Annotated in this window: 15 protein-coding genes; 9 read left to right on the plus strand and 6 right to left on the minus strand. The window is 70.0% G+C overall.

What is annotated here, in order from left to right:
• Window positions 1-27: 27 nt before the first annotated feature.
• Window positions 28-234 carry a hypothetical protein gene (locus ACZ6O5_RS09290; protein ID WP_465975720.1) on the minus strand — a complete coding sequence of 69 codons (207 nt, stop codon included), beginning with the start codon at window positions 232-234 and terminating at the stop codon, window positions 28-30.
• A gap of 104 nt (window positions 235-338) precedes the next feature.
• On the minus strand, window positions 339-1619 hold the full coding sequence (locus tag ACZ6O5_RS09295; protein WP_465975722.1) for an AAA domain-containing protein: 1281 nt from the start codon (window positions 1617-1619) through the stop codon (window positions 339-341).
• A gap of 166 nt (window positions 1620-1785) precedes the next feature.
• Between ACZ6O5_RS09295 and ACZ6O5_RS09300 the strand changes: the two genes are divergently transcribed.
• Together ACZ6O5_RS09300 and ACZ6O5_RS09305 are read left to right on the plus strand one after the other, a co-directional pair.
• On the plus strand, window positions 1786-4008 hold the full coding sequence (locus ACZ6O5_RS09300) for a choice-of-anchor J domain-containing protein (protein ID WP_465975724.1): 2223 nt from the start codon (window positions 1786-1788) through the stop codon (window positions 4006-4008).
• Between the two features lie 98 nt (window positions 4009-4106).
• Window positions 4107-4646, plus strand: coding sequence for a flavoprotein (locus tag ACZ6O5_RS09305; RefSeq protein WP_465975726.1), 540 nt, complete (start codon window positions 4107-4109; stop codon window positions 4644-4646).
• Here the strand turns inward: ACZ6O5_RS09305 and ACZ6O5_RS09310 are convergent.
• Window positions 4625-5005: a GIY-YIG nuclease family protein gene (locus ACZ6O5_RS09310; RefSeq protein ID WP_465975728.1), complete on the minus strand. Its 381-nt coding sequence runs from the start codon at window positions 5003-5005 to the stop codon at window positions 4625-4627. The genes ACZ6O5_RS09305 and ACZ6O5_RS09310 overlap by 22 nt on opposite strands.
• Window positions 5006-5049: 44 nt before the next feature.
• The gene (locus ACZ6O5_RS09315; RefSeq protein ID WP_465975730.1) at window positions 5050-5973 is read right to left on the minus strand and encodes an S-4TM family putative pore-forming effector; all 924 of its coding nucleotides are present in this window, start codon (window positions 5971-5973) and stop codon (window positions 5050-5052) included.
• Between the two features lie 215 nt (window positions 5974-6188).
• Between ACZ6O5_RS09315 and ACZ6O5_RS09320 the strand changes: the two genes are divergently transcribed.
• Window positions 6189-8561: a hypothetical protein gene (locus tag ACZ6O5_RS09320; protein ID WP_465975732.1), complete on the plus strand. Its 2373-nt coding sequence runs from the start codon at window positions 6189-6191 to the stop codon at window positions 8559-8561.
• Here the strand turns inward: ACZ6O5_RS09320 and ACZ6O5_RS09325 are convergent.
• Both ACZ6O5_RS09325 and ACZ6O5_RS09330 read right to left on the minus strand, forming a co-directional pair.
• Window positions 8545-9033, minus strand: a complete 489-nt coding sequence (locus ACZ6O5_RS09325; protein WP_465975734.1) for a hypothetical protein — start codon at window positions 9031-9033, stop codon at window positions 8545-8547. The genes ACZ6O5_RS09320 and ACZ6O5_RS09325 overlap by 17 nt on opposite strands.
• Before the next feature lie 214 nt (window positions 9034-9247).
• A complete protein-coding gene (locus ACZ6O5_RS09330) occupies window positions 9248-10249 on the minus strand; it encodes an FAD-binding oxidoreductase (RefSeq protein WP_465975736.1) in 1002 nt (333 codons plus the stop codon).
• Window positions 10250-10708: 459 nt separating this feature from the next.
• On the opposite strand from ACZ6O5_RS09330, the gene ACZ6O5_RS09335 reads away from it, so the two are divergent.
• The 6 genes from ACZ6O5_RS09335 (at window position 10709) to darG (ending at window position 19470) form a co-directional block, all read left to right on the plus strand.
• Window positions 10709-12133: a helix-turn-helix domain-containing protein gene (locus ACZ6O5_RS09335; protein ID WP_465975737.1), complete on the plus strand. Its 1425-nt coding sequence runs from the start codon at window positions 10709-10711 to the stop codon at window positions 12131-12133.
• Window positions 12133-12684, plus strand: coding sequence for a GNAT family N-acetyltransferase (locus tag ACZ6O5_RS09340; RefSeq protein ID WP_465975739.1), 552 nt, complete (start codon window positions 12133-12135; stop codon window positions 12682-12684). Before ACZ6O5_RS09335 ends, ACZ6O5_RS09340 begins: the two co-directional genes overlap by 1 nt.
• Before the next feature lie 135 nt (window positions 12685-12819).
• A complete protein-coding gene (locus ACZ6O5_RS09345) occupies window positions 12820-15894 on the plus strand; it encodes a DEAD/DEAH box helicase (protein WP_465975741.1) in 3075 nt (1024 codons plus the stop codon).
• 217 nt (window positions 15895-16111) lie between these two features.
• Window positions 16112-17710: a restriction endonuclease gene (locus ACZ6O5_RS09350; protein ID WP_465975742.1), complete on the plus strand. Its 1599-nt coding sequence runs from the start codon at window positions 16112-16114 to the stop codon at window positions 17708-17710.
• A 36-nt stretch (window positions 17711-17746) separates the two neighbouring features.
• Complete coding sequence (darT, locus tag ACZ6O5_RS09355) at window positions 17747-18397, plus strand: type II toxin-antitoxin system toxin DNA ADP-ribosyl transferase DarT (RefSeq protein WP_465975744.1); 651 nt, start codon at window positions 17747-17749, stop codon at window positions 18395-18397.
• A complete protein-coding gene (gene darG, locus ACZ6O5_RS09360) occupies window positions 18394-19470 on the plus strand; it encodes a type II toxin-antitoxin system antitoxin DNA ADP-ribosyl glycohydrolase DarG (protein ID WP_465975745.1) in 1077 nt (358 codons plus the stop codon). The genes darT and darG overlap by 4 nt, the downstream gene beginning before the upstream one ends.
• Window positions 19471-19479: the final 9 nt, after the last annotated feature.

A 19479-nucleotide genomic window follows, 5' to 3' on the forward strand; every position in this document is an offset into this window, starting at 1 on the left:
GCACGCGTCGAGGGGCGGCCCGTCGGTCTACGACGACGAGTAGCCCTCCTGGAAGCCCTCCATGAACGCCCCGGCGAACCCGGAGACCACGCACCCGGCACAGCACAGGATCACCAGCAGCGCCGGCACCGCGACCCAGAGGATTGTCGACCAGTTGATCCCGTCCTCCTCCGGCTGCGGCGGGTAGTACGCGGCATACGGCGGCTGCTGTTGGTACGGGTCGTAAGGATGCACCCGGCCATCCTGCCCACCGCCCGCCCCCGCCGGAAGATCCGAACGGACCGCCCGGCCGGCCCGCCCGTCGTTTCCGACCCGTGCGCGTACCCGGGTGCGCGTACTCAGGCCCGGTGCGCGTCGAGGTGGGTGAGCACGGTCTGGTTGGCCTCCCACCCGTCCGGGAACTTCACCGGCACGTCCAAGTGCACCCGATCGGTCGACGGATACGCGTCGAGCAGCTCGCCGATGCCGGCGCGGGCCACCACCACGCAGGCGTGCCGGTGCCGGGACGCCAGCACGCACAGCCGCCCCGACTCCAGGTGGAACGCGGTCGCGTCGCGCCGGCCGGAGAGCGGGTGCAGCACGATCGTCACGTCGTACTCCCGGCCCTGGAGCCGGTTGGCGGTGTCCACAGTGACGCCCGCGCCGGCCGTGCCCAGCCGGGACCGGATGGCCGCGACCTGGTCGCGGTGCGCGGCGCCGACGGCGATCCGGTCCGCGGTCACCGGCGCGCCGCCAGGCGCCGCCTCGCTGGCCGCGACCGCGCCGCGGGCCAGCACCCGCAGCGCCAGCTCCGCGCAGGCCGTGGCGGCCTCGGCGTCGGTACGCACGGTGTGTCGCGCCGGCAGCTCGTGCAACGCCCAGCCGGTCGCGGCGGCCAGCTCGACCGAGGCGTCGTAGGCGTCACCCGGACCGGCCCCGGCGAACGTCAGCGCCCGGTCGGTCGGGCCGGTGCCGGCCCGGAACCCGGTGAACGGGTAGAACGCGGCGGACACCACGGGCGCGGCGGAGGCCGGCAGCCGCCACGACACCGGGAGCCGGTGCACCGGCAGGTCCGGGTTGTGCCGCAGCAGCGTGGCCACCGCCGACTGCATCGGGTCCCAGGTCAGGCCGGTCCAGCGGGCGGTCTCGACGGCGGAGAACGGGTCGAGCTGCCCGGGGTCGCCGACGAACAGCGCCCGCTCGAACCGGCCGGCCACGCGCAGCAGCGCGTCCGCCCGCATCTGGTACGCCTCGTCCACGATCGCCCACGGCCAGGAGCCCTCGGGCACGGTGGCCCACTTGGCCGCCGTACCGATGGTGACGGCCGGGCCGCCGAGGTCGGCGACCTTCGCCGCGACCCGGACCGTCCCGTGGCCGGTGACCCGCTCGCTGGGCCGGTAGTCGGTCGCGGAGAGCCGGCCGATCCGCAGCTCGGGCGCCCGCCGGGCGAGCCGGTCGATGAGGTCGTCGACCTGCTCGTTGGTCTGCGCCACGATCATCAGCGGGTCCCCGGTGACGGCCAGCTCGGCGGCGGCGCGCACCACGAGCGTGCTCTTGCCCGCCCCCGGCGGCGAGTCGACGACGACGCCCCGGTGCGCGCCCTCGCGCACGTCACACAGCACACTCTCCACGACCTGCAAGGCGGGGCCCCTTCTTAACGCATCCGGTAGAGGCGGGGCCCCTTCTTAACACGTTCGACTGGTTGCCAAAGGCAACAGTGTGGCGTACGAACGACGTGAATGTCTCTCCGGCACACGCGACGGTGACCCCGTCGGCCGGATTCCGCACACCCGACAAGGGGGGCCAATGGCACGCAGCCGGATCGCCGGTACCGCAGCCATCGCACTCGTCCTACCGTTCCTCGGCGTCCTGCCCGCGACGGCCGCATCCGCCGCGCCCGCCCAGGCCACGCCCGTCAAGGCCACGCCGGCCACCGACGACACCCGCGAGCTGACCCGCAAGGACTTCACGCTCGACGGCAAGCCGGTCAAGACCCCGGCCCGCTACCAGAAGCGCGCCCAGGCCCGCTCGAAGGCCGCCGCGGCGCCGACCCCGCCGGTCGGCACCGTCCGGCAGTGGCTCGGCATGGACGACTTCCAGGGCAGCTACTACCGCAAGGACTACACGCTGCGCGGCGTCGGCGACAACGTCGAGGTGTGGGTCGCCAACGACATCGCCTTCCCGGCCGACGACTGCCGCAACCAGATCCCCACGTCGACGCAGATCACCGACGCGCAGGTGCAGAGCTTCGTGCACGAGTTCGACACGAACATGTACCCGAAGGAGACGGTGGCGTTCAGCCGGCCACCGGACCGCGACGGCAGCAACGCCCAGATCCCGCCGGACGCCCAGGGCAACGGCGGCGACTACACCGGCGGCGGCAACAAGACGGTCACCCTGATCGACAACGTCCGGGACGACAACTTCTACGACTTCCCGGCCGCCCCGACCTACATCGCCGGCTTCTTCTCGGCGCAGCTCAACGAGCTGTTCGACCGGAACGTGATGACCGTCGACGCGTTCGACTGGCTGCACCGCACCGGCGCGAACCCGCCGGACGAGCCGACCGGCGACCTGTGCACCAGCCGCCCGGCCCGCCCGTTCAGCTACGAGGGTACGTTCGCGCACGAGTGGCAGCACCTGGCGCACTACTACAGCGACCCGTTCGAGACCACCTGGATGAACGAGGGCCTCTCCGACTTCGCCCAGACGCTCACCGGGTACGTGGACACGAAGGCCACCGTCTTCGACCGGGGCGCGGACAGCCACCTCTACTGCCAGCAGGGCTTCGGCACGGTGCAGACGCCGTACAACGCCAACCCGCGCGACTGCGGCGGCCCGGAGAACTCGCTGAACCTGTGGGGCGAGAGCCCGAACCCGAACGCGGTGCTCGCCGACTACGGCAACGCGTACGCGTTCATCCAGTTCCTGTACGACCGCTACGGCAACGACATCGTGCACCGGCTGCACAACGACGCCGACCTGCAAGGACTGGCCAGCCTGGACGCCGCGCTCAAGGCCGAGGGCGCGAAGAACATGTACCAGGTGATCCACGACTACCAGACCATGACGCTGGTCGACAAGATCGTCGGGGAGTCGCGTACGGGCATCATGCTCGGCGTACCGAAGAGCCGGGTGACCACGAAGAGCCTGCGCTCCACCGTCAACCTGGCCAACCCGGCCGCGTACGCCACGCCCGGCGCGGCACCCAACGGCGCCGACTACGTCCCGCTGGCCAAGGCCGACGGCACCGTGCTGCGCGGCCGTGACCTGCGGTCGCTGTCGTTCCAGGGCGCGAAGACGCTGCCGTCGCTGCCGCTGGCCTGGACCGTCGTGACGAACGACCCGGACCGCGCCGGCAACCCGGTGCTGTTCTCCGGCAACGCCGACAACACCGACGCCGCCGCGGTCACCCCGGTCACCGTGCCGACCGCCGACCCGACGCTGCGCTTCCTCGCCAAGTACGGCGCGGAGGTCGGCTTCGACTACGGCTACGTGGTGGTCTCCACCGACGGCGGCGCCACCTACACCGCGGTCGCCGGCGACAAGACCACCGACGGTCCGCTCGGCCCGGCGCTCAACGGCACCACCGACGGCTTCGAGCCGCACAGCTTCGACCTGTCCGCGTACGCCGGCAAGAACATCCTGCTCGGCTTCCGCTACGTCAGTGACGGCGGCGTCAACGAGGGCGGCCTGCTCGTCGACGACGTCACGCTCGGCGGCACCACGGTCAGCGACGGCAGCAGCCTCGCCGCGTTCGACTCGCCCACCGAGATCAAGCCGATCGCGGTGCACAACTGGAACGTGCGGCTCATCGGCCTGGACGAGAAGCACTCGCTGGCCTGGCAGTTCGAGTTCAACGGCAAGTCGAGCCTGACGCTCAACCGGGCGCAGCTCGCGCTGCTCGCGCTCTTCCCGAAGGTGGTCGCCGTGGTCGCCTACGACGAGCCCACCGAGCAGGTCCAGCAGTACGCCCCGTACACCCTCAAGGTCAACGGCGTGACCCAGAAAGGCGGGGCCCCCTCCTAACGGATCCGGTATAGGAAGGGTCCCCGCTTAACACCTCGCCCCGCCCGAGCGCCGCAACGGTGCTCGGGCGGGGCCGTTTCCGGGTAAGACTGAGGGCCATGAGTGACGCGCCGGTGCTCCACCTCGTCGTCTGCGCCGCTCCCCCGGCCCAGCGGATCGGCGAACTCGCCGACCTGCTCGCCGCCGACGGGTGGCGGGTCTGCCTCATCGCCACCCCGATCGCGGCAAGCTGGCTCGACCGCGACGCGCTCGCCGCGCAGACCGGTCATCCGGTCCGTGTCGAGTGGCGCCGGCCGGGCGACCCCGAGCCGCACCCGCCCGCCGACGCCGCCGCGGTCGTGCCGGCCACGTTCAACACGCTGAACAAGTGGGCGGCCGGCGCGAGCGACACGCTGGCGTTGGGCATCCTCAACGAACTGCTCGGCACCGGGCTGCCGATCCACGTCTTTCCCCGGGTGAACGCCGCGCTGGCCGCGCACCCCGCCTATGCGCCCAATTTGAGGCTGTTGCGGGAGGCGGGGGTGGTGGTGCACGACGGGGACGTGCTGCGGTCCCCGGACGAGATGACGCCGAGCCGATGGGCGGTGGTGGTCGACGCACTGCGCGCGGCCCAAAATCAGCGGGGCCGGGGCACCTGACGGTTGAAACGGGGACGCAGCGCCAGCACCAGCGCTTCCTTCGTACCCTCGGGGTTGTCGGTCTCCTGCCAGCGGACCTCGCACCGCCCCAGCCACCCGGCGATGTCGTCGCGGGTCGCGGCGCGGCCCGGCGTGTCGAGGAGCTGGCCGACCTGCTCGTGCAGCACCGACGAGTCGCGGTTGCCGGTGAGGTGCTGCCGCAGCCGGGCGCGCAGGTTGCCGGTGCGGCCGACGTAGGCGACCACGCCGCCGTCGAGCACCAGGTGCACGCCGGGTGCGGCGGGCGCGTCGGCGACGACATCCTTCGTGTACGCCCGGGCCGGCGTGAACCCGGCCAGCGGGTCTTCGGTGTGCGGCACCCGAGGGACGGTACCGGCGTCGGGCGCTCCGCGCGGCCCCGTGCTCACCCGTCCAGTCGCGCCACGGGTGCGGGCGCGTGCAGCACCTGCCCGAGGCCGGCCATCGTGGACTGGAAGTCGACCCGGTCCGCGGCGTGGAACCGCCGGAAGAACCAGTTCGGCACGCGGGGCTGGGTGCAGCGGCTGTGGAAGAGCAGGTCCTGCACCTGACGGGCCACCGTGAGCAGGTCACCCGCGTCAGCGGCCGGATCGCGGACGGCCGAGGCGATGTGGCCCTCGACGATGGCCATGGCCCGGTCGCGTTCGACCGCGATCTCGCGCTGCCCCCGGTAGATCTCGACGCCGAGCAGCAGCGCGCCGAGCGACGGCACGAACCAGGCGAGCAGCAGGTGCGCCACGGTCAGGCCGGCGAGCACCCCGTAGCCGACGCCGACCGCCGTCCAGGTCGCCACCGCGACGAGCACGGTGTACGCGTAGCGGCGGCGCAGCCGCGCGCCCCAGCCGAGGCTCTGCTGCTGGCAGGCGAGGACGTCGTACGGTGCGGGCAGTTCCGGGATCTCGTAGTAGTCACGCAGGTAGCGTTCGGTGCCCCGGAACGCGCGGTCGAGCCGGCTGATCTCGTGCGCGGCGACCCGGTCGCCGGCCGCCACCGCGTTCCACGGTAGGCGGAACAGGTCGACGTCGAACATCTCCTGGATGGTGGCGGCCCGCCGGAGCTGCCCGCGTGACCAGGAGGCGAGCCCGAGCGCGTTGACCACGGCCCAGAGCGCGCCGAGCGCGGTGACGGCGGTGGCCGACACGCCGGTGAAGGCGACGGTCGCGCCGGCGCCGGCGATGACGACGGAGACCGTGGTGCGCAGCGCGTCGAGGCGTTGGGCGCGGGAGTGGCAGACCGACATGGCCCGCAGCAGCGACATCATGGCCGGGTCGACCTGACGCCTGAGCAGGGAATCAGTCCGGTCCGTCACGTCAACCTCCCGGTCCGCCGCCCCGATCGTACATCCAAGCCACTAGATGTTACTGTCCGCGTCTTGATCACACCTTAACGTGATCACTGAACTACCGATAAGTACGGCTTCGTACCGACCCGCGAGGTACTGGGCACTTTGGTCGGACTCCGGTACGTTGATCCGGGACTCAGTCCCGACCACACCCCTCATCACCAGAAAGCACAACGACCACGATGGACGAAGGTCTCGACGACACACCGGCGTGGCTCCGGGAGGACGCGCCCGTGCTGGCGGCACTGCGGGAGTGGGCGGCCAGCAAGGGCGGCACCGCCGAGGTGCTGCCACAGGAGGAACCCCAGCACGGTTACACCGCCGCCTATCTGTTCACCATCAGCGTGGAGAGCCCGACCGGCCCGGGGCTCACCGGCGACCGCAAGAAACTGGTCAAGGTGCACCCGGTGGGCGGGCACGGATCACCCGAGTCCGGCCGGCACACGCTGGCGAAGGCGGAGGGAGGCGGCTTCGCCAAGCGGCACATGGTCAAGGAGCACCACGGCTGGCAGTGGGTGAGCGACGGTCGTCACCTCTCCTTCCAGGACGTCGCCAACGGCGGTGACCCGGTGGTCGCCCTGGACGAGATCGAGGACGACGACCTCCTCGTCACGGCGTACCGCAAGGTGGTCACCGCCCTGCCGACGGACTGGAACCGCCCGGCCGGAGCCGGCGGGCCGTCCACCACCTCCACCACGGTGCGAAAGTACGTCGAGCGCGAACTGACGGCGGCGAAGGCGCTCGGGGCGATCCGCCCGGCCGCCGCCCAGCTCGGGCTCGGCGATCTGGACGGGGACTGGGTGGACATCGACGGCCGGGTGCTGCCGAATCCGTTGCGGCTGGCCGAGCCGGGCGGACTCTTCGGCGAACTCCGCGTCCGCTACCTGGTCGGGCGTTCGCACGGCGACCTCCATGGCGGCAACGTGCTGATCCCGGCGACCGTCGACGGCATCCCCCGCCCGCGCACGTTCTACCTGATCGACTTCGAGTCGTACGAAAGCCGGGCGTCGCTGGCCCGCGACCTCGGCGCCATCCTGATGTCCATGGTCCTGCGGTGGGTGGCGCCACGACCCGGCCCGGACGGGGCGTGGCCGCCCGGCCTGCCGCCCCGGCAGGCGGAGGCTCTCCTGCGCTACCTGGTCCGGCCGGACAAGCCCGCACCGAGCCAACTGCCCCGGGCCCTGGCCGACATCGTGCGGCTCACGCACGAGGCCGGAACGGCGTACGCCGACGACGGCAACTGGCGTCCGGAGTGGCGTACGCAGTTCCGGCTGTCGATGGTCGCCCACGCGCTCGCCGCCGCCACCTACGACAACGTCAGCCCGGACGGTGCCCGGTGGTGCTTCCGACTGGCCGCGTACCTGGTGGAGGCGCACCGCGAGGAGCACCACCGCACGGTGACGCCGCCGGCCGCCGGCACCGGCGCGCCGTCGCCCGGACGGCTCGACACGTCCCGGCCCTCCGGCTGGGACCAGCTTCCCGGCTCGGGGCACGCCCCGGGGCGGCACCGCGCCACGCCGACCCTGCCGCGCAACGCGGTGCCCGCCATGGATGCGGGGCAGGCCCGGCTGACGCCCCACCTGCGCAACCGGAACGCCGCGGCGGATCGGACCGGCGGACGGTGGCGCTCCCGCGTCGGGCGGCGGGCGCCGGCCGGCCCGGCCGGAAACGGCGGCTGGCGTCGGATCGCCGCCCCGGCGACTCTCGTCGCGCTCGGCATCAGCCTCGTGCCGGTGCTGGCGGGAGCAGGCGTATCCGACCGGAGCATCCGGCCGACGGCGATGCCGTCCAACCGGACCGAGACGCCGCCGACCAGCCGCGACGACGATCGCGCGGGCACGCCGTTCGCGCCGGTCGGCCCGGGCGTGCAGCTCGGCCGGATCGCCGCCCGGGTGGCGCAGCGGTCGGAGCCGCCGAGCCGGGGCTGGTACGCCCACATCTGCCTGCGGGTGTGGTCGCCGGACGACCTCGAGTCGCACTCGGATCGGCCGGAGCGGTTCCGCGAGGAGCGGCTCTGGTGGACCCGGGAGGGCACCGGCCGGCGCACCGTCCAAGCCGTCGACCACGGTCGGCGGTCCCGGGCGAAGGTCTCCCCGCTCGGCCCGAACGAGCTGAACGAGGTGCCGCCGCCACCGTCGGCGGATCTGGCCGAGCTGCGCGCGCAGGTCACGAGCCTGCTGGCCGGGCGCCCGCCGGAGCTGCGCAGCGCGGCCGGCCTGCTGGAACTGGTCGCCGAGATGCACCGGTTCTGGCCGCTCTCAGCGCCGCAGCGGGCGACGCTGCTGCGGCTGCTCGCCGAGACCGAGGGCATCATCGACGGCGGCAGCTACCCCGATCGCGCCGGCCGGGACGGGTACGCGATCAGCGCCTTCAACGGGGAGGGCCAGCAGGAGGTGTTGCAGTTCGACGAGAAGACCGGCCGACTGCTCAGTCACGAGAAGATCGGCGCCGGCAACGAGACGCTCGCTTCCTATCTGTTCCTGGACAGCGGGCGCACCAACACCATCGTCGACCGACCGTGCGCCGACCCGAAGCCGACTAACAGGGACGGTTGACGTAGTTGGCCCAGTCCCGATAGGGCGCGGCGTCGGCACGAACCCGGTTGCCGGCGCCGACGCTGAACAACGCGGTGCTGTTGTAGTAGAACGTGACCGATCCGCTCGACAGATTGTAGTGCGCGGACGCCACCCGGAACTGCCACTGCCAGGTTGCGAGGTTCTGCCGGCCACAGTCGGAGAGTTTGCCCCGCGGATAGCCGAAGTTGGGCCGGTCGTAGAAGCAGTACCAGCCGTACGGGCAGTCGGCCAGCGCGTAGGTGCCGACGGGTGCGCGCAGCGTGACCAGCACCGCGCCGTCGCCGTAGCTGATCTCGTTGGCGCTCACCGGCATCCCGCCCGGGTGCGCCGCCAGGTAGTCGGTCATCTCGCGGTTCACCGCCGCCATCCCCGGCCGGGGAACGCCGGCGACGATCAGGAGGCCGCCGAGAACGGCGGCCACCATCCTTCGGTACGCACGCGGAAAAGCCATTCCACACCCCCGCTGGACATTGATGAATCCCTTCGTCCAACCAGAATAGGAAGGCGTCTTCCCTGATCACCAGGGGTGGCACCCGACACATCCTGTCGCCATGCCGATATTTTTGCCGTGGCGCAATCGTTCAGCGCACCGGTGGAATTTCCAGCGCCGATTCTTTCCGTCTGCCAATTGCGGAGTGCACCTTCGTGGCGTCGATTCCCGCCGTTCATCGTGCCCGCTGCGCGAGCGCGGGCAGGTGCAGGCGGTCGGCGGGCACGCCGGCGATGGGCAGCCAGCGGCGGGCGGCGGCGAGCATGGCGGGCGGCCCGCACGCGTACACGTGCTGACCGGGCCGGTGGTGGTGGATCGCCAGGCCGATCGCGGTGCCCTGCTCGGCCGGCTCGGCGTCCGGGTCGTCGGAGAACGCCGGCACGATCCGCAGCCAGTCGTACGCCTGCTGGAGCTTGTCCAACGCGATCGCGTCGTACACGTCGGCGAAGGTGCGTGCGCCGACGATCAGCGTCACCCGCCGACGGGTCGTTGCGCCGGCGACCTGTTCGACCAGGGCCCGCAGCGGCGCCAGCCCGGTGCCGCCGGCCACCAGCAGCAGATCGTCCTCTCCGTCGACCAACTCCAGCCCGGAGTCGGCGGGCGCGCCGAGGTGGAGCAGTTCGCCGGGGCGTACCTCATGGACCAGGCTGCCGGAGACGGACCCGCCGGGCACCGCGCGGACATGGAACTCGACGGTGCCGTCCGCACGCGGCGCGTTGGCCGGCGACAGCCACCGCCACCGTCCAGGGTGGCGGGGCGTACACACCGGCACCGCCTGGCCGGGCCGGTGCGGCAGCCGCCGCCACGGGCGTACCGTCAGCGCCGCGACGCCCTCGGCGGCGCGGTCGTGGTCGACCACGTAGGCCGGCCACCAGGCCGGGCCGTCACCCACCCGGGCCGCGGTCCGCTCGACCAGCCGCCACACCCGCCGCCAGCGCACACCGGGCACGGCCAGCAACGCGCCGCCGAGCGCCGTCGCGTGCCAGGGCCGCCAACCGAGATCGCGGTACGCGCAGCCGAGCACCCGCAGCGACGCCAGTCGCGCCGACCGGTCTTCGCCGCCGTCGAGCAGGCGCAGCAGGGTGGCGTGCAGCAGCGCGGCGTCCCGCTCGGGCAGCTGACCCGGGCAGCGGCCCTGCATTGCCGCCCAGAACCGGCCCGCCGTCTCGTCGATCACGACAGCCGCCCTACGCCGGCCGCGTACGCCGGGCACGGGGACGGGACGGACGTGGGGTGGCTTTCCGGCGCTGGGGGGCGCACGGTCTGTGGGGCCTGGGTGGCGAGCGGGGTCAGGTCGGGGAAGTCGACGGGTGCGGCGGGCATCGGTGGGCGCCTCCGGGGTCGCGGTGTCGGGTGGCGGCACCGGGGCGGGCGGGAGCGGCGGTCAAGCCGCGATCGGGGGCGCGGCACCGCCGGAGCCAGCACCCGCCCCGGGCCGTGCGTCGACTCTCGGCCTTGGTGGGGCAGGGCCGTATTCCCTGGTGATCGTCGACGGCATGCACGCTCTGCATGTGAACGGTTACGGCCCCCTCTCCTCCTGGCGGTATGCGTGGGATGCATACCGGCACGCCGGGGAACGGTTTGAATGGTTAGGCTCGATTTCGGACACAGCCACCCGCGACAAGCGAGGTTGCCGGTGACACACACGAACTGTCCCCGCTGCGGCGGACGCCTGGCCCGCGACAACGACAGCGGCCGTTGCGCGCCCTGCCAAGCAGCCGAGCGGGACAGGCTGAGCGCGCCGCCGGTGGTGCCGGAGTCGTTCTGGGAACACGAGCCGGTGCGGCAGGCGCTCGCGTCGCGGCACCTGGGGAGGGTCATCCGCGCGTACCGGCACCACCCGTACCACGGTCGGAATCCGCTGCCGCAGAGCGTCGTGTCGGGGTGGCTGGGGATCACGCAGGCCCAGTTGAGCCGGATCGAGAACGGGCCGGCACTGGTGCACCTGGACCGGCTGGCGCACTGGGCCTCGATGCTGGGAATCCCCCCGGCACGTCTCTGGTTCGCTCTCCCCGGCCAGCCGGCGCCCACAGTGGTGTCCGGCGCACGCATCGAAGAAGGTGGTCATACGAAGCGCCGTCAATTCCACGCGCTGGCCGCGCTGGCCGGCATCCAGGCCAGCACCGGCCTTGACCTGCTCACCGCGAACTCGGAGCCGCCGCCGAACCTCGGCATGGAACAGGTGCGGTACACAGCCTCGCTCGTGGACCAGTTCCGCTCGGCGGACGCGGCCGTGGGCGCGGATGCACTCTGCGACATCGCCATGCAGGTGCACCAACGACTGTCCGCCTGGGCCGAGCACGCCGATTACAGCCGGTCGGTGGGCGAGGCGCTGCAAAGTGCGCTGGCGCATCTGGCGATCCAGGCAGCCTGGTTAGCCATCGACGCGGACCGCCGCTCCGAAGCGCGGCCATACCTGAACGAGGCCATCGCGCGGGCGCGCATCGCCGACGATGCCCGCGTCGAGGTGCGTGCCCTCACCTGCATGTCCCTACTGCTTCGCGAAGACCGGCCGGTCGAAGCGCTGCACTGTGCCGAAGCAGCATTGCGAACAGCCGCCGGCTGGACCACCCCACGCCTGACCACTCTGCTCCACCTTCGTGCTGCGCATGCCCACGCCATCCTCCGGGACACGTTCGGATTCGAACGGGAGATGACCAAGGCACGCCGGGCATTCGAAGAGGGCCGCCACGAGGACGACCTGCCCTTCATCTCGTTCGTGACCGAGCAGGAGGTCACGGCCATCACCGGACTCTCCTATCTCGCTCTCGACCGGCCGGACCGGGCCGCATCCTGCTTCCGGGCAATCACCGCCAGCCCGGTCGACGGGTACCGACGTAACCGGGTCTACTCCACGGCACAGCTCGCCCGCGCTTCGGTACGAGAGGGTGACGTGCCCGGCGCGGCCCGCGCCGCGTTGGCAGTGCTGCCTGAGCTTCAGGACGTCCGTTCCGGGCGGACGCTACGCGTGCTCTCCGAGGTGCGGTCCGGCCTCGCCGCCCATCATACGGTGCCCGAGGCCCGGGAGTTCATCGACGCCTACGAAGGGACGATGGCCTGATGGTGGAGGACCTGCGGCTACGCCACCACACGGCCACGCAGGCAGCGGGCATGCTCGGCGATCTCGTGGACGTGTATCTCGACGCCCACGCCGACGACGGACCGCGCTACACGGCCGACCGATACGAGCAGCAGCTCGCGGCGCATATGCCCCGCCAGGGATGGGATTTGGTGACGGCGTCGATCGGCGGCGAGTTGGTGGGATACGTCTACGGGTTCCCGCTGGGCGCGGACACCCGGTGGTGGGAGGGGATCGAAGGGCCGGTGCCGGACGGCTTCACGGAGGAGAACGGTCGAAGGACATTTGGCGTCGCAGAGTTGCTGGTGCGGCGCGCCTGGCAGCGCCGGGGGATCGCGCGCGCCCTGCACGACGAACTGCTGAGCAGCCGTGGAGAAGAACGCGCCACATTACTTGTCCGGCCGGACAACACTGCCGCGCAGCATGCGTACGACTCCTGGGGATGGCAGATGGCCGGGCGGCTCAGACCCGCCCGGCGCGACGCGCCATTGTTCGATGTCCGCACAAAATCAATCGTGCCGAGCGTTGCCTAGGCATTGCCGAGACGCGCATCCGCCTGGGCGGCCGGTGTCGAAGATCAGACATCGGAAGGGCGAAGCGACCGATACCTGGCGATTCCATGGTTGTAGCGGCTTCCGGATGAAAGGCATCGCGGTTAGTTTGCCTTCGTGGGGGATCTTGAGCAGGGCATCTACGAGCACCTGATCACGCAGAGATTGTCGACGCGGATTCAAGCCATTGATCGGTCCCTTGTCCAGGACCAGAAGCTTGACCCGGCCGACTCGCACGACGTACTCGCTCGCCACCTCGCGGCCCTCGCGCGGCGGGCGTTGCTCGCGGTCGGCGGCGGCGAGAACAAGCTGGCCCGACAGGTGGACCTGGCGAACCGTATCGCCGCGCACATCGCTGAGGCCGAACCTCGTGCCGTCACCACCGACGACCAGGTGGCCGATGCCCAACGCCTCCTGCACGCCATCGCCGCCCCTCCCGTCCCACCGGCCGCGCCGGTCTTTCCGATCCGCCCCGCCACACCGCTCTCCACCGGCGCGCTGCTGGTCAACGGTCGGCACCAGCCGCGGATCGGGCACGAGGTCAGCCACGAGATGGCGTCGGCGGATGCGGTCGACCTGCTCTGCGCTTTCATCAAGTGGCACGGGTTGCGCATCATCGAGCCGGCGATCAGGGAGCTGATCGACCGAGGCGGCCGGGTACGCGTCATCACGACCACCTACCTGGGCGCCACCGACCAGCGCGCCCTGGACCGGCTCGTGGAATTGGGCGCCGAGGTCAAGGTCTCCTACGAGACGCGGACCACCCGCCTGCACGCCAAGGCGTGGCTGTTCCGGCGGAACAACGGCACCACCACCGCGTACGTCGGCTCGTCCAATCTGTCGAAGGCCGCGCTGATCGACGGCGTGGAGTGGAACGTGCGCATCTCGAATCTGGAGCAGCCGCACGTTATCGACACGTTCGACGCCACGTTCGCCGATTACTGGAATGACTCGGCGTTCGAGGCGTACGACCCGGCGCAGGACGCCGAGCGGCTGCGCGTCGCGCTGCGCGGGGAGCGCGCCGGCGAGACACCGACCGAGATCGCGAACCTCGACGTGCGGCCGTTCCCGTACCAGCAGGAGGTGCTGAACGACCTCGACGCCGAGCGACTGGTGCACGGGCGCTGGCGGAACCTGGTGGTGATGGCCACCGGCACCGGCAAGACGGTGGTGGCGGCGCTGGACTACCGCCGGCTCCAGCGGGCGGGACAGGTCGACTCGCTGCTCTTCGTGGCGCACCAGGAGCAGATCCTGCGGCAGAGCCGGTCGGTGTTCCGTCAGGTGATGGGCGACGGCACGTTCGGCGAAACCCTGGTGGGCGGCGACCGGCCGGACGGCTGGAAGCACGTATTCGCGTCGATCCAGTCGCTGCACCGGCAGGACATCGACCCCGAGGCGTACGACATGGTGATCGTCGACGAGTTCCACCACGCCGAAGCGCCGACGTACACGAGCCTGTTGGAGCGGCTTCGGCCGCGCGTACTCCTGGGACTGACCGCGACCCCCGACCGCAGCGACGGCGGCGACGTGCGGCGGTGGTTCGACGGCCGCGCGTCGGTGGAGCTGCACCTGTGGGAGGCGTTGGAGCGGCAGTTGCTCGCGCCGTTCCAATACTTCGGGCTGCACGACGAGGTGGACCTCACGCGGGTGCGGTGGAAGCGCGGGCAGGGCTACGACAAGGGCGACCTGGACGGCGTCTACACCGGCAACCACGCTCGGGCGCGGCTCATTCTTCAGGCGGTCGACCGCATCGCCGACGTGGGGCGGATGCGGGCGCTCGGTTTCTGCGTCAGCATCGGGCACGCCGAGTTCATGGCTGACTGGTTCACCCGCCACGGCGTGCCGTCGGCGGCCGTGACGTCGACGCTTGACCGCACCGGGCGGCACGCGCTGATCGACCGCTTCCGGAAGCGGGAGCTGCGAGTGCTGTTCACGGTCGACTTGTTCAACGAGGGTGTCGACCTGCCGATGGTCGACACGATCCTGATGCTGCGGCCCACCGAGAGCGCCACGATCTTCTTGCAACAACTCGGTCGAGGACTGCGGCTGGACGACGACAAGCCGTGCCTGACCGTCCTCGACTTCATCGGCGGCCAACACGCCAACTTCCGCTTCGACCTGCGGTGGCGGGCGCTGGCCGGGGTCAGTCGACGGGCCGTCGAATCCGCCGTCCGGGAGGACTTCCCGTCCCTTCCCAGCGGCTGCCACATCGAGTTGGACCGGGTGGCGAAGGACATCGTGCTCGCCAACCTGAAGTCGGCGCTGCCCACATCGAAGAACGCGCTGGTGGCGGAGCTGCGGCAACTCGGCGACGTCAGCCTGTCCGACTTCCTGCACGAAACCGGCCTGGAGATCGAGGATGTCTACCGGTCGGCGGCCCTCGGTGGTTGGGCCGGGCTGCGTCGCTTGGCCGGGCTCGACACGTCGGGCAGCGACCCGGACGACCGTGACCTGGGTCGGGCCATCGGGCGGATGCTGCACGTCGACGACATGGATCGGCTGGACCTGATTGGTCGAGTAGCGGCCGGTCAGCAGCCGGCAGCGGGGCGGTTACTCGACATGCTGCATTTCAGCCTGTGGGGTCCGGCGGTGCCGCTGACCGAGCGCGACGCCAGGCTCAAGCGACTCCGGACGGAGCCGGCGCGCTGCGCGGAGCTACGGCAGGTCGCCGACGTGCTGCGCGATCGGATTCACCGCGTCACCGAGCGGCCGGCCTCGGAGCGGGTGCCGCTGCGGGTGCACGCCCGCTACAGCCGAAACGAAGCGTGCGCGGCGTTCGGCATGGCGAACCCGGGATCGCTGCGCGAGGGCGTGAAGTGGTTGCCGGACGAGCGGGCTGATCTTTTCTTCGTCACGCTGGTCAAGTCGGCGGAGCACTACTCCCCCACGACGATGTACGCGGACCGAGCCATCACCGATCGGTTGTTCCAGTGGGAGTCGCAGAGCACCACGTCGGCGGCGTCGCCGACCGGACGGCGGTACGTCAACCACGTCGCGCAGGGGTCGACGGTGCACCTGTTCGTGCGGGAAACGCGGGTTGCCGACCGCGATCTGGGTGCGCCGCCGTACCTGTATGCCGGGCCGATGACCTACCGGGAACACAGCCGGGAGCGACCGATGCGGATCGAGTGGGAGTTGTCGCGACCACTTCCCGTGGACGTCTATACGGCTGCACGCGCAATCGCCGCTTGAGCAACAGAGTAGAGCTATGCACTGCTGACGGGCGGCTAGTCAGCCGCTGGACCAGAAAGTCTGTCTGGGATCTGACATGAAACTAGGGCGCATCCGGAGCTTTGTGGACGACATGAACTCCAGCGGTCCCTGACTCAACTCCTGAGAGCGGGCGAGTGTCCGGATCGATGGCTATGGTGTCGATTCCGCAATCCCCCAACACTGAGGAAAACAACCCGTGGGCATCCTCAAGGAGATGCAACGGGCGCATGCCCGGCAGGTGCGCGCCCAGAAGCAGGCTCGAGCCGCCGCCTACCGTCATCACCAGCAGATGCGCCGCGAGGCTGACCGCGCGATGAAGGCCGCCCAGCGCGCCGACGCAGCCAATGAGCGGGAGCGTAAGCGGCTGTACGCGGAGGCGCGTGCAGCGGAGGTAGCCGCCGACAACGCGGACCTCCAGGCGCACCTCGAGGAGCTGGACAGCCTCCTCGCGGCAACCCTCGATGTCGATGACCATATCGATCTTCGCCGGCTGCGGAAGTCCGCAAAGCACCCACCGTTCGAACCCGGCCCACTCGGGGTTCCGCTGCCGCCTCCTGATTGGCGCCGTTTCGCTCCTCCCGCTCCCACCGGCATGAGCAAACTGTTCGGCGGCCAGGCCCGGCACCAACAGCAGTTGGCGGCGGCACAGCAGTCATTCGGGCATGCTCAGGCTCAGCATGCCGCAGCGGAGGCGGACCGGCAGCGTCGACTATCGGCGGCCTACCAGAGCTACCAGCAACACTGTGCCAAAGTCGATGCGGAGGCCACTGCGCACAACGCCGAGATCGACCGGTTCGCGGCGGCCGTCGCGGCGGCGGAACCCGATCCTTTAGTGGAATACTTCGGCATGGTGCTGGGCAACTCGGTGTATCCCGACGACTTTCCCCAGCATTACCGACTCGCGTACGTGCCGGAGTCCCGCCAACTGGTGGTCGAGTATCACCTGCCGACCTTGGATGTGATTCCCGCCGTCCGGGAGTACCGGTACGTGAAGTCCCGCGACGAGATCACCACCGCCGCCCGGCCGGCAAAGGAGATCAAGGAGCGGTACGCGAATCTCGTTGCCCAGGTCACGTTGCGGACAGTGCACGAGTTGTTCGAGGCAGACCGCTCAAGGCTGGTGGAGACGGTGGTGTTCAACGGGATCGTCGACACGACCGATCCTAGGACCGGCGCGTCCGTTCAGCCGTGTCTCGTGACGCTTCGGACCACCCGGGAGGCGTTCACCGAACTGAATCTGAGACTGGTCGACCCGCTGGCCTGCCTGCAACATCTCAACGCTTCGGTCTCCAAGCGGCCCGCCGAGCTGGCACCGGTGCGGCCGGTGCTGGAATTCGACATGGTCGACAAACGCTTCGTCGACGAGGTCGACGTACTTGCCGATCTTGACCAGCGTCCCAACCTGCTCAAGCTCACCCCGACGGAGTTCGAGAGCCTGATCCAGAACCTCTTCGCCAGGATGGGTCTGGACACCAAGCAGACGCGACCGTCACGAGATGGGGGTGTCGACTGCGTGGCTTTCGACCCTCGGCCGATCTTCGGCGGCAAAGTCGTCATCCAGGCCAAGCGCTACCGCAACACGGTCGACGTCTCGTCTGTGCGCGACCTGTTTGGCGCCTTGCAGAACGAGGGCGCATCCAAGGGCATCCTCGTAACCACCAGTGGCTACGGCCCGGCTTCGTACGAGTTCGCCTCCGGAAAGCCCTTGGAACTGATCGACGGTTCGAACCTGCTCTACCTGCTCGCCGAACACGCGGAGGTGAAGGCCCGCATCGACCCGGGCGAGTTGGACTGAACTGTGCCTTTAGTAACGCCCGAACGCGCGCAGATCATGCATTTCACGCACATCGACAACCTTCTGAGCATTCTCTCCGCTGGCCGGCTTCTTGCTGACCATGCCGTCGGCGCCCGACTGAAGACCGATGTCGGGGCTGCTGACATCAAAGCCGGCCGCCGGGCCCGCATGGTCACCTGTCCCCCCGGTGGCGTCGTCGCCGACTACGTACCGTTCTACTTCGCGCCCCTGTCGCCGATGATGTACCGAATTTCATGCGAGCACCGGGACGGAAAGGCAGGCTGCTACCCAGGCGGGGACGATCCACTCGTCTACCTGGTGAGTTCGATCGACAGAGTGCACGGAGCAGGATTGAACTGGGTGGCGAGTGACGGCAACTGTGCAGCGGGCGTGACAACCTTCTCTCGGAACATCGGTGACCTGGCCGAACTGGTGGACTGGCCGTTGATGCGGGCAAAATACTGGAACAACATCCCCGAGGACCAAGACCGGACCCGGCGCCGCATGGCTGAGTTGTTGGTCCACCGCGAGTTCCCCCTCAGCCTGGTCACCGGTTACGTCGTGCGGACGGAGTCGCGGGGGACGCAGCTTACCCACCTCCTCCGTGCTGCTGGCATCATCGACGCGTACGTTGATGTCAGAGGGCACTGGTACTGCGGATACCAGCGAAGGGAGGTGCGTGAGTGATCGTCATCAACCACGGCAACCTCCTGACTGCCGAGGCGGATGCCCTCGTGAACACGGTCAACACGGTGGGCGTCATGGGCAAGGGCATCGCTCTTCAGTTCAAGCGTGCCTACCCAGCCAACTACAACGCCTACCGGGCGGCTTGCGCGGCCCGGGAGGTCAAGTTGGGCGAAATGTTCGTCTTCGACTCCGCCCGCCTCGGTCCGCGACGATACGTGATCAACTTTCCGACCAAGGGCCACTGGCGCGCCAACTCCCGCATCGAAGACATCCGCGCAGGGCTGGCAGACCTGGTCCGCGTGGTGCGCCAGATGGAGATCAGTTCGGTAGCGGTTCCCGCGCTCGGGTGCGGCAACGGCGGCCTCGACTGGGCCGAGGTCCGGCCCATGATCGAGCAGGCATTCGCCGAACTCTCCGAGGTCCGGGTTCTGCTGTTCCCCCCGGAAGGCGCGCCCGACCCCGGCGACATGCCGGTGGCCACCGAGAAGCCCGAGCTGACTGCTGGCCGCGCCGCTCTTCTCCGCGCGATTGAACGCTACATCGACCGAGCGCGGACCCTAGAACCACGAGACGGCGTAACCGTGCTGGAGATCCAGAAGATCGCCTATTTTCTTCAGGTGCTCGGCCAACCACTCCGCCTCGAATTCAGCCGCGGACGCTACGGCCCCTATGCGGAGAACCTCAACCACGTCCTCGACCGGATCGAGGGGCACTACCTCAGCGGTTTCGGCGACCGGTCGGCCAGGGTCGAAGAGCTTCAGCCAATCAGACTGGTCGACAGCGCGACTGACGACCTTTCCGTCTGGTTTGCCGCACACCCCGCCCCGGACGCGCTTCTAGACCGCTTCGCGCAGCTTGTCGACGGTTTTGAGGCACCATACAGCCTTGAGCTACTGGCGACGGTGCACTACGCAGCCGAGTTGCACCCCCCAGCCGCCGACCTCGATGAGCTGACCGAACGGGTACGAACATGGAGCGGCCGAAAGGCCCGACTCTTCACGCCCGCTCACGTCCGCATGGCCTACAGCCGACTCCAGGAAGCAGGGCTGCTGGCGAGCCTGGCGAGGGCCTGAGAGGAGGGC

The sequence above is a fragment of the Micromonospora sp. NPDC049201 genome, from assembly GCF_055586805.1.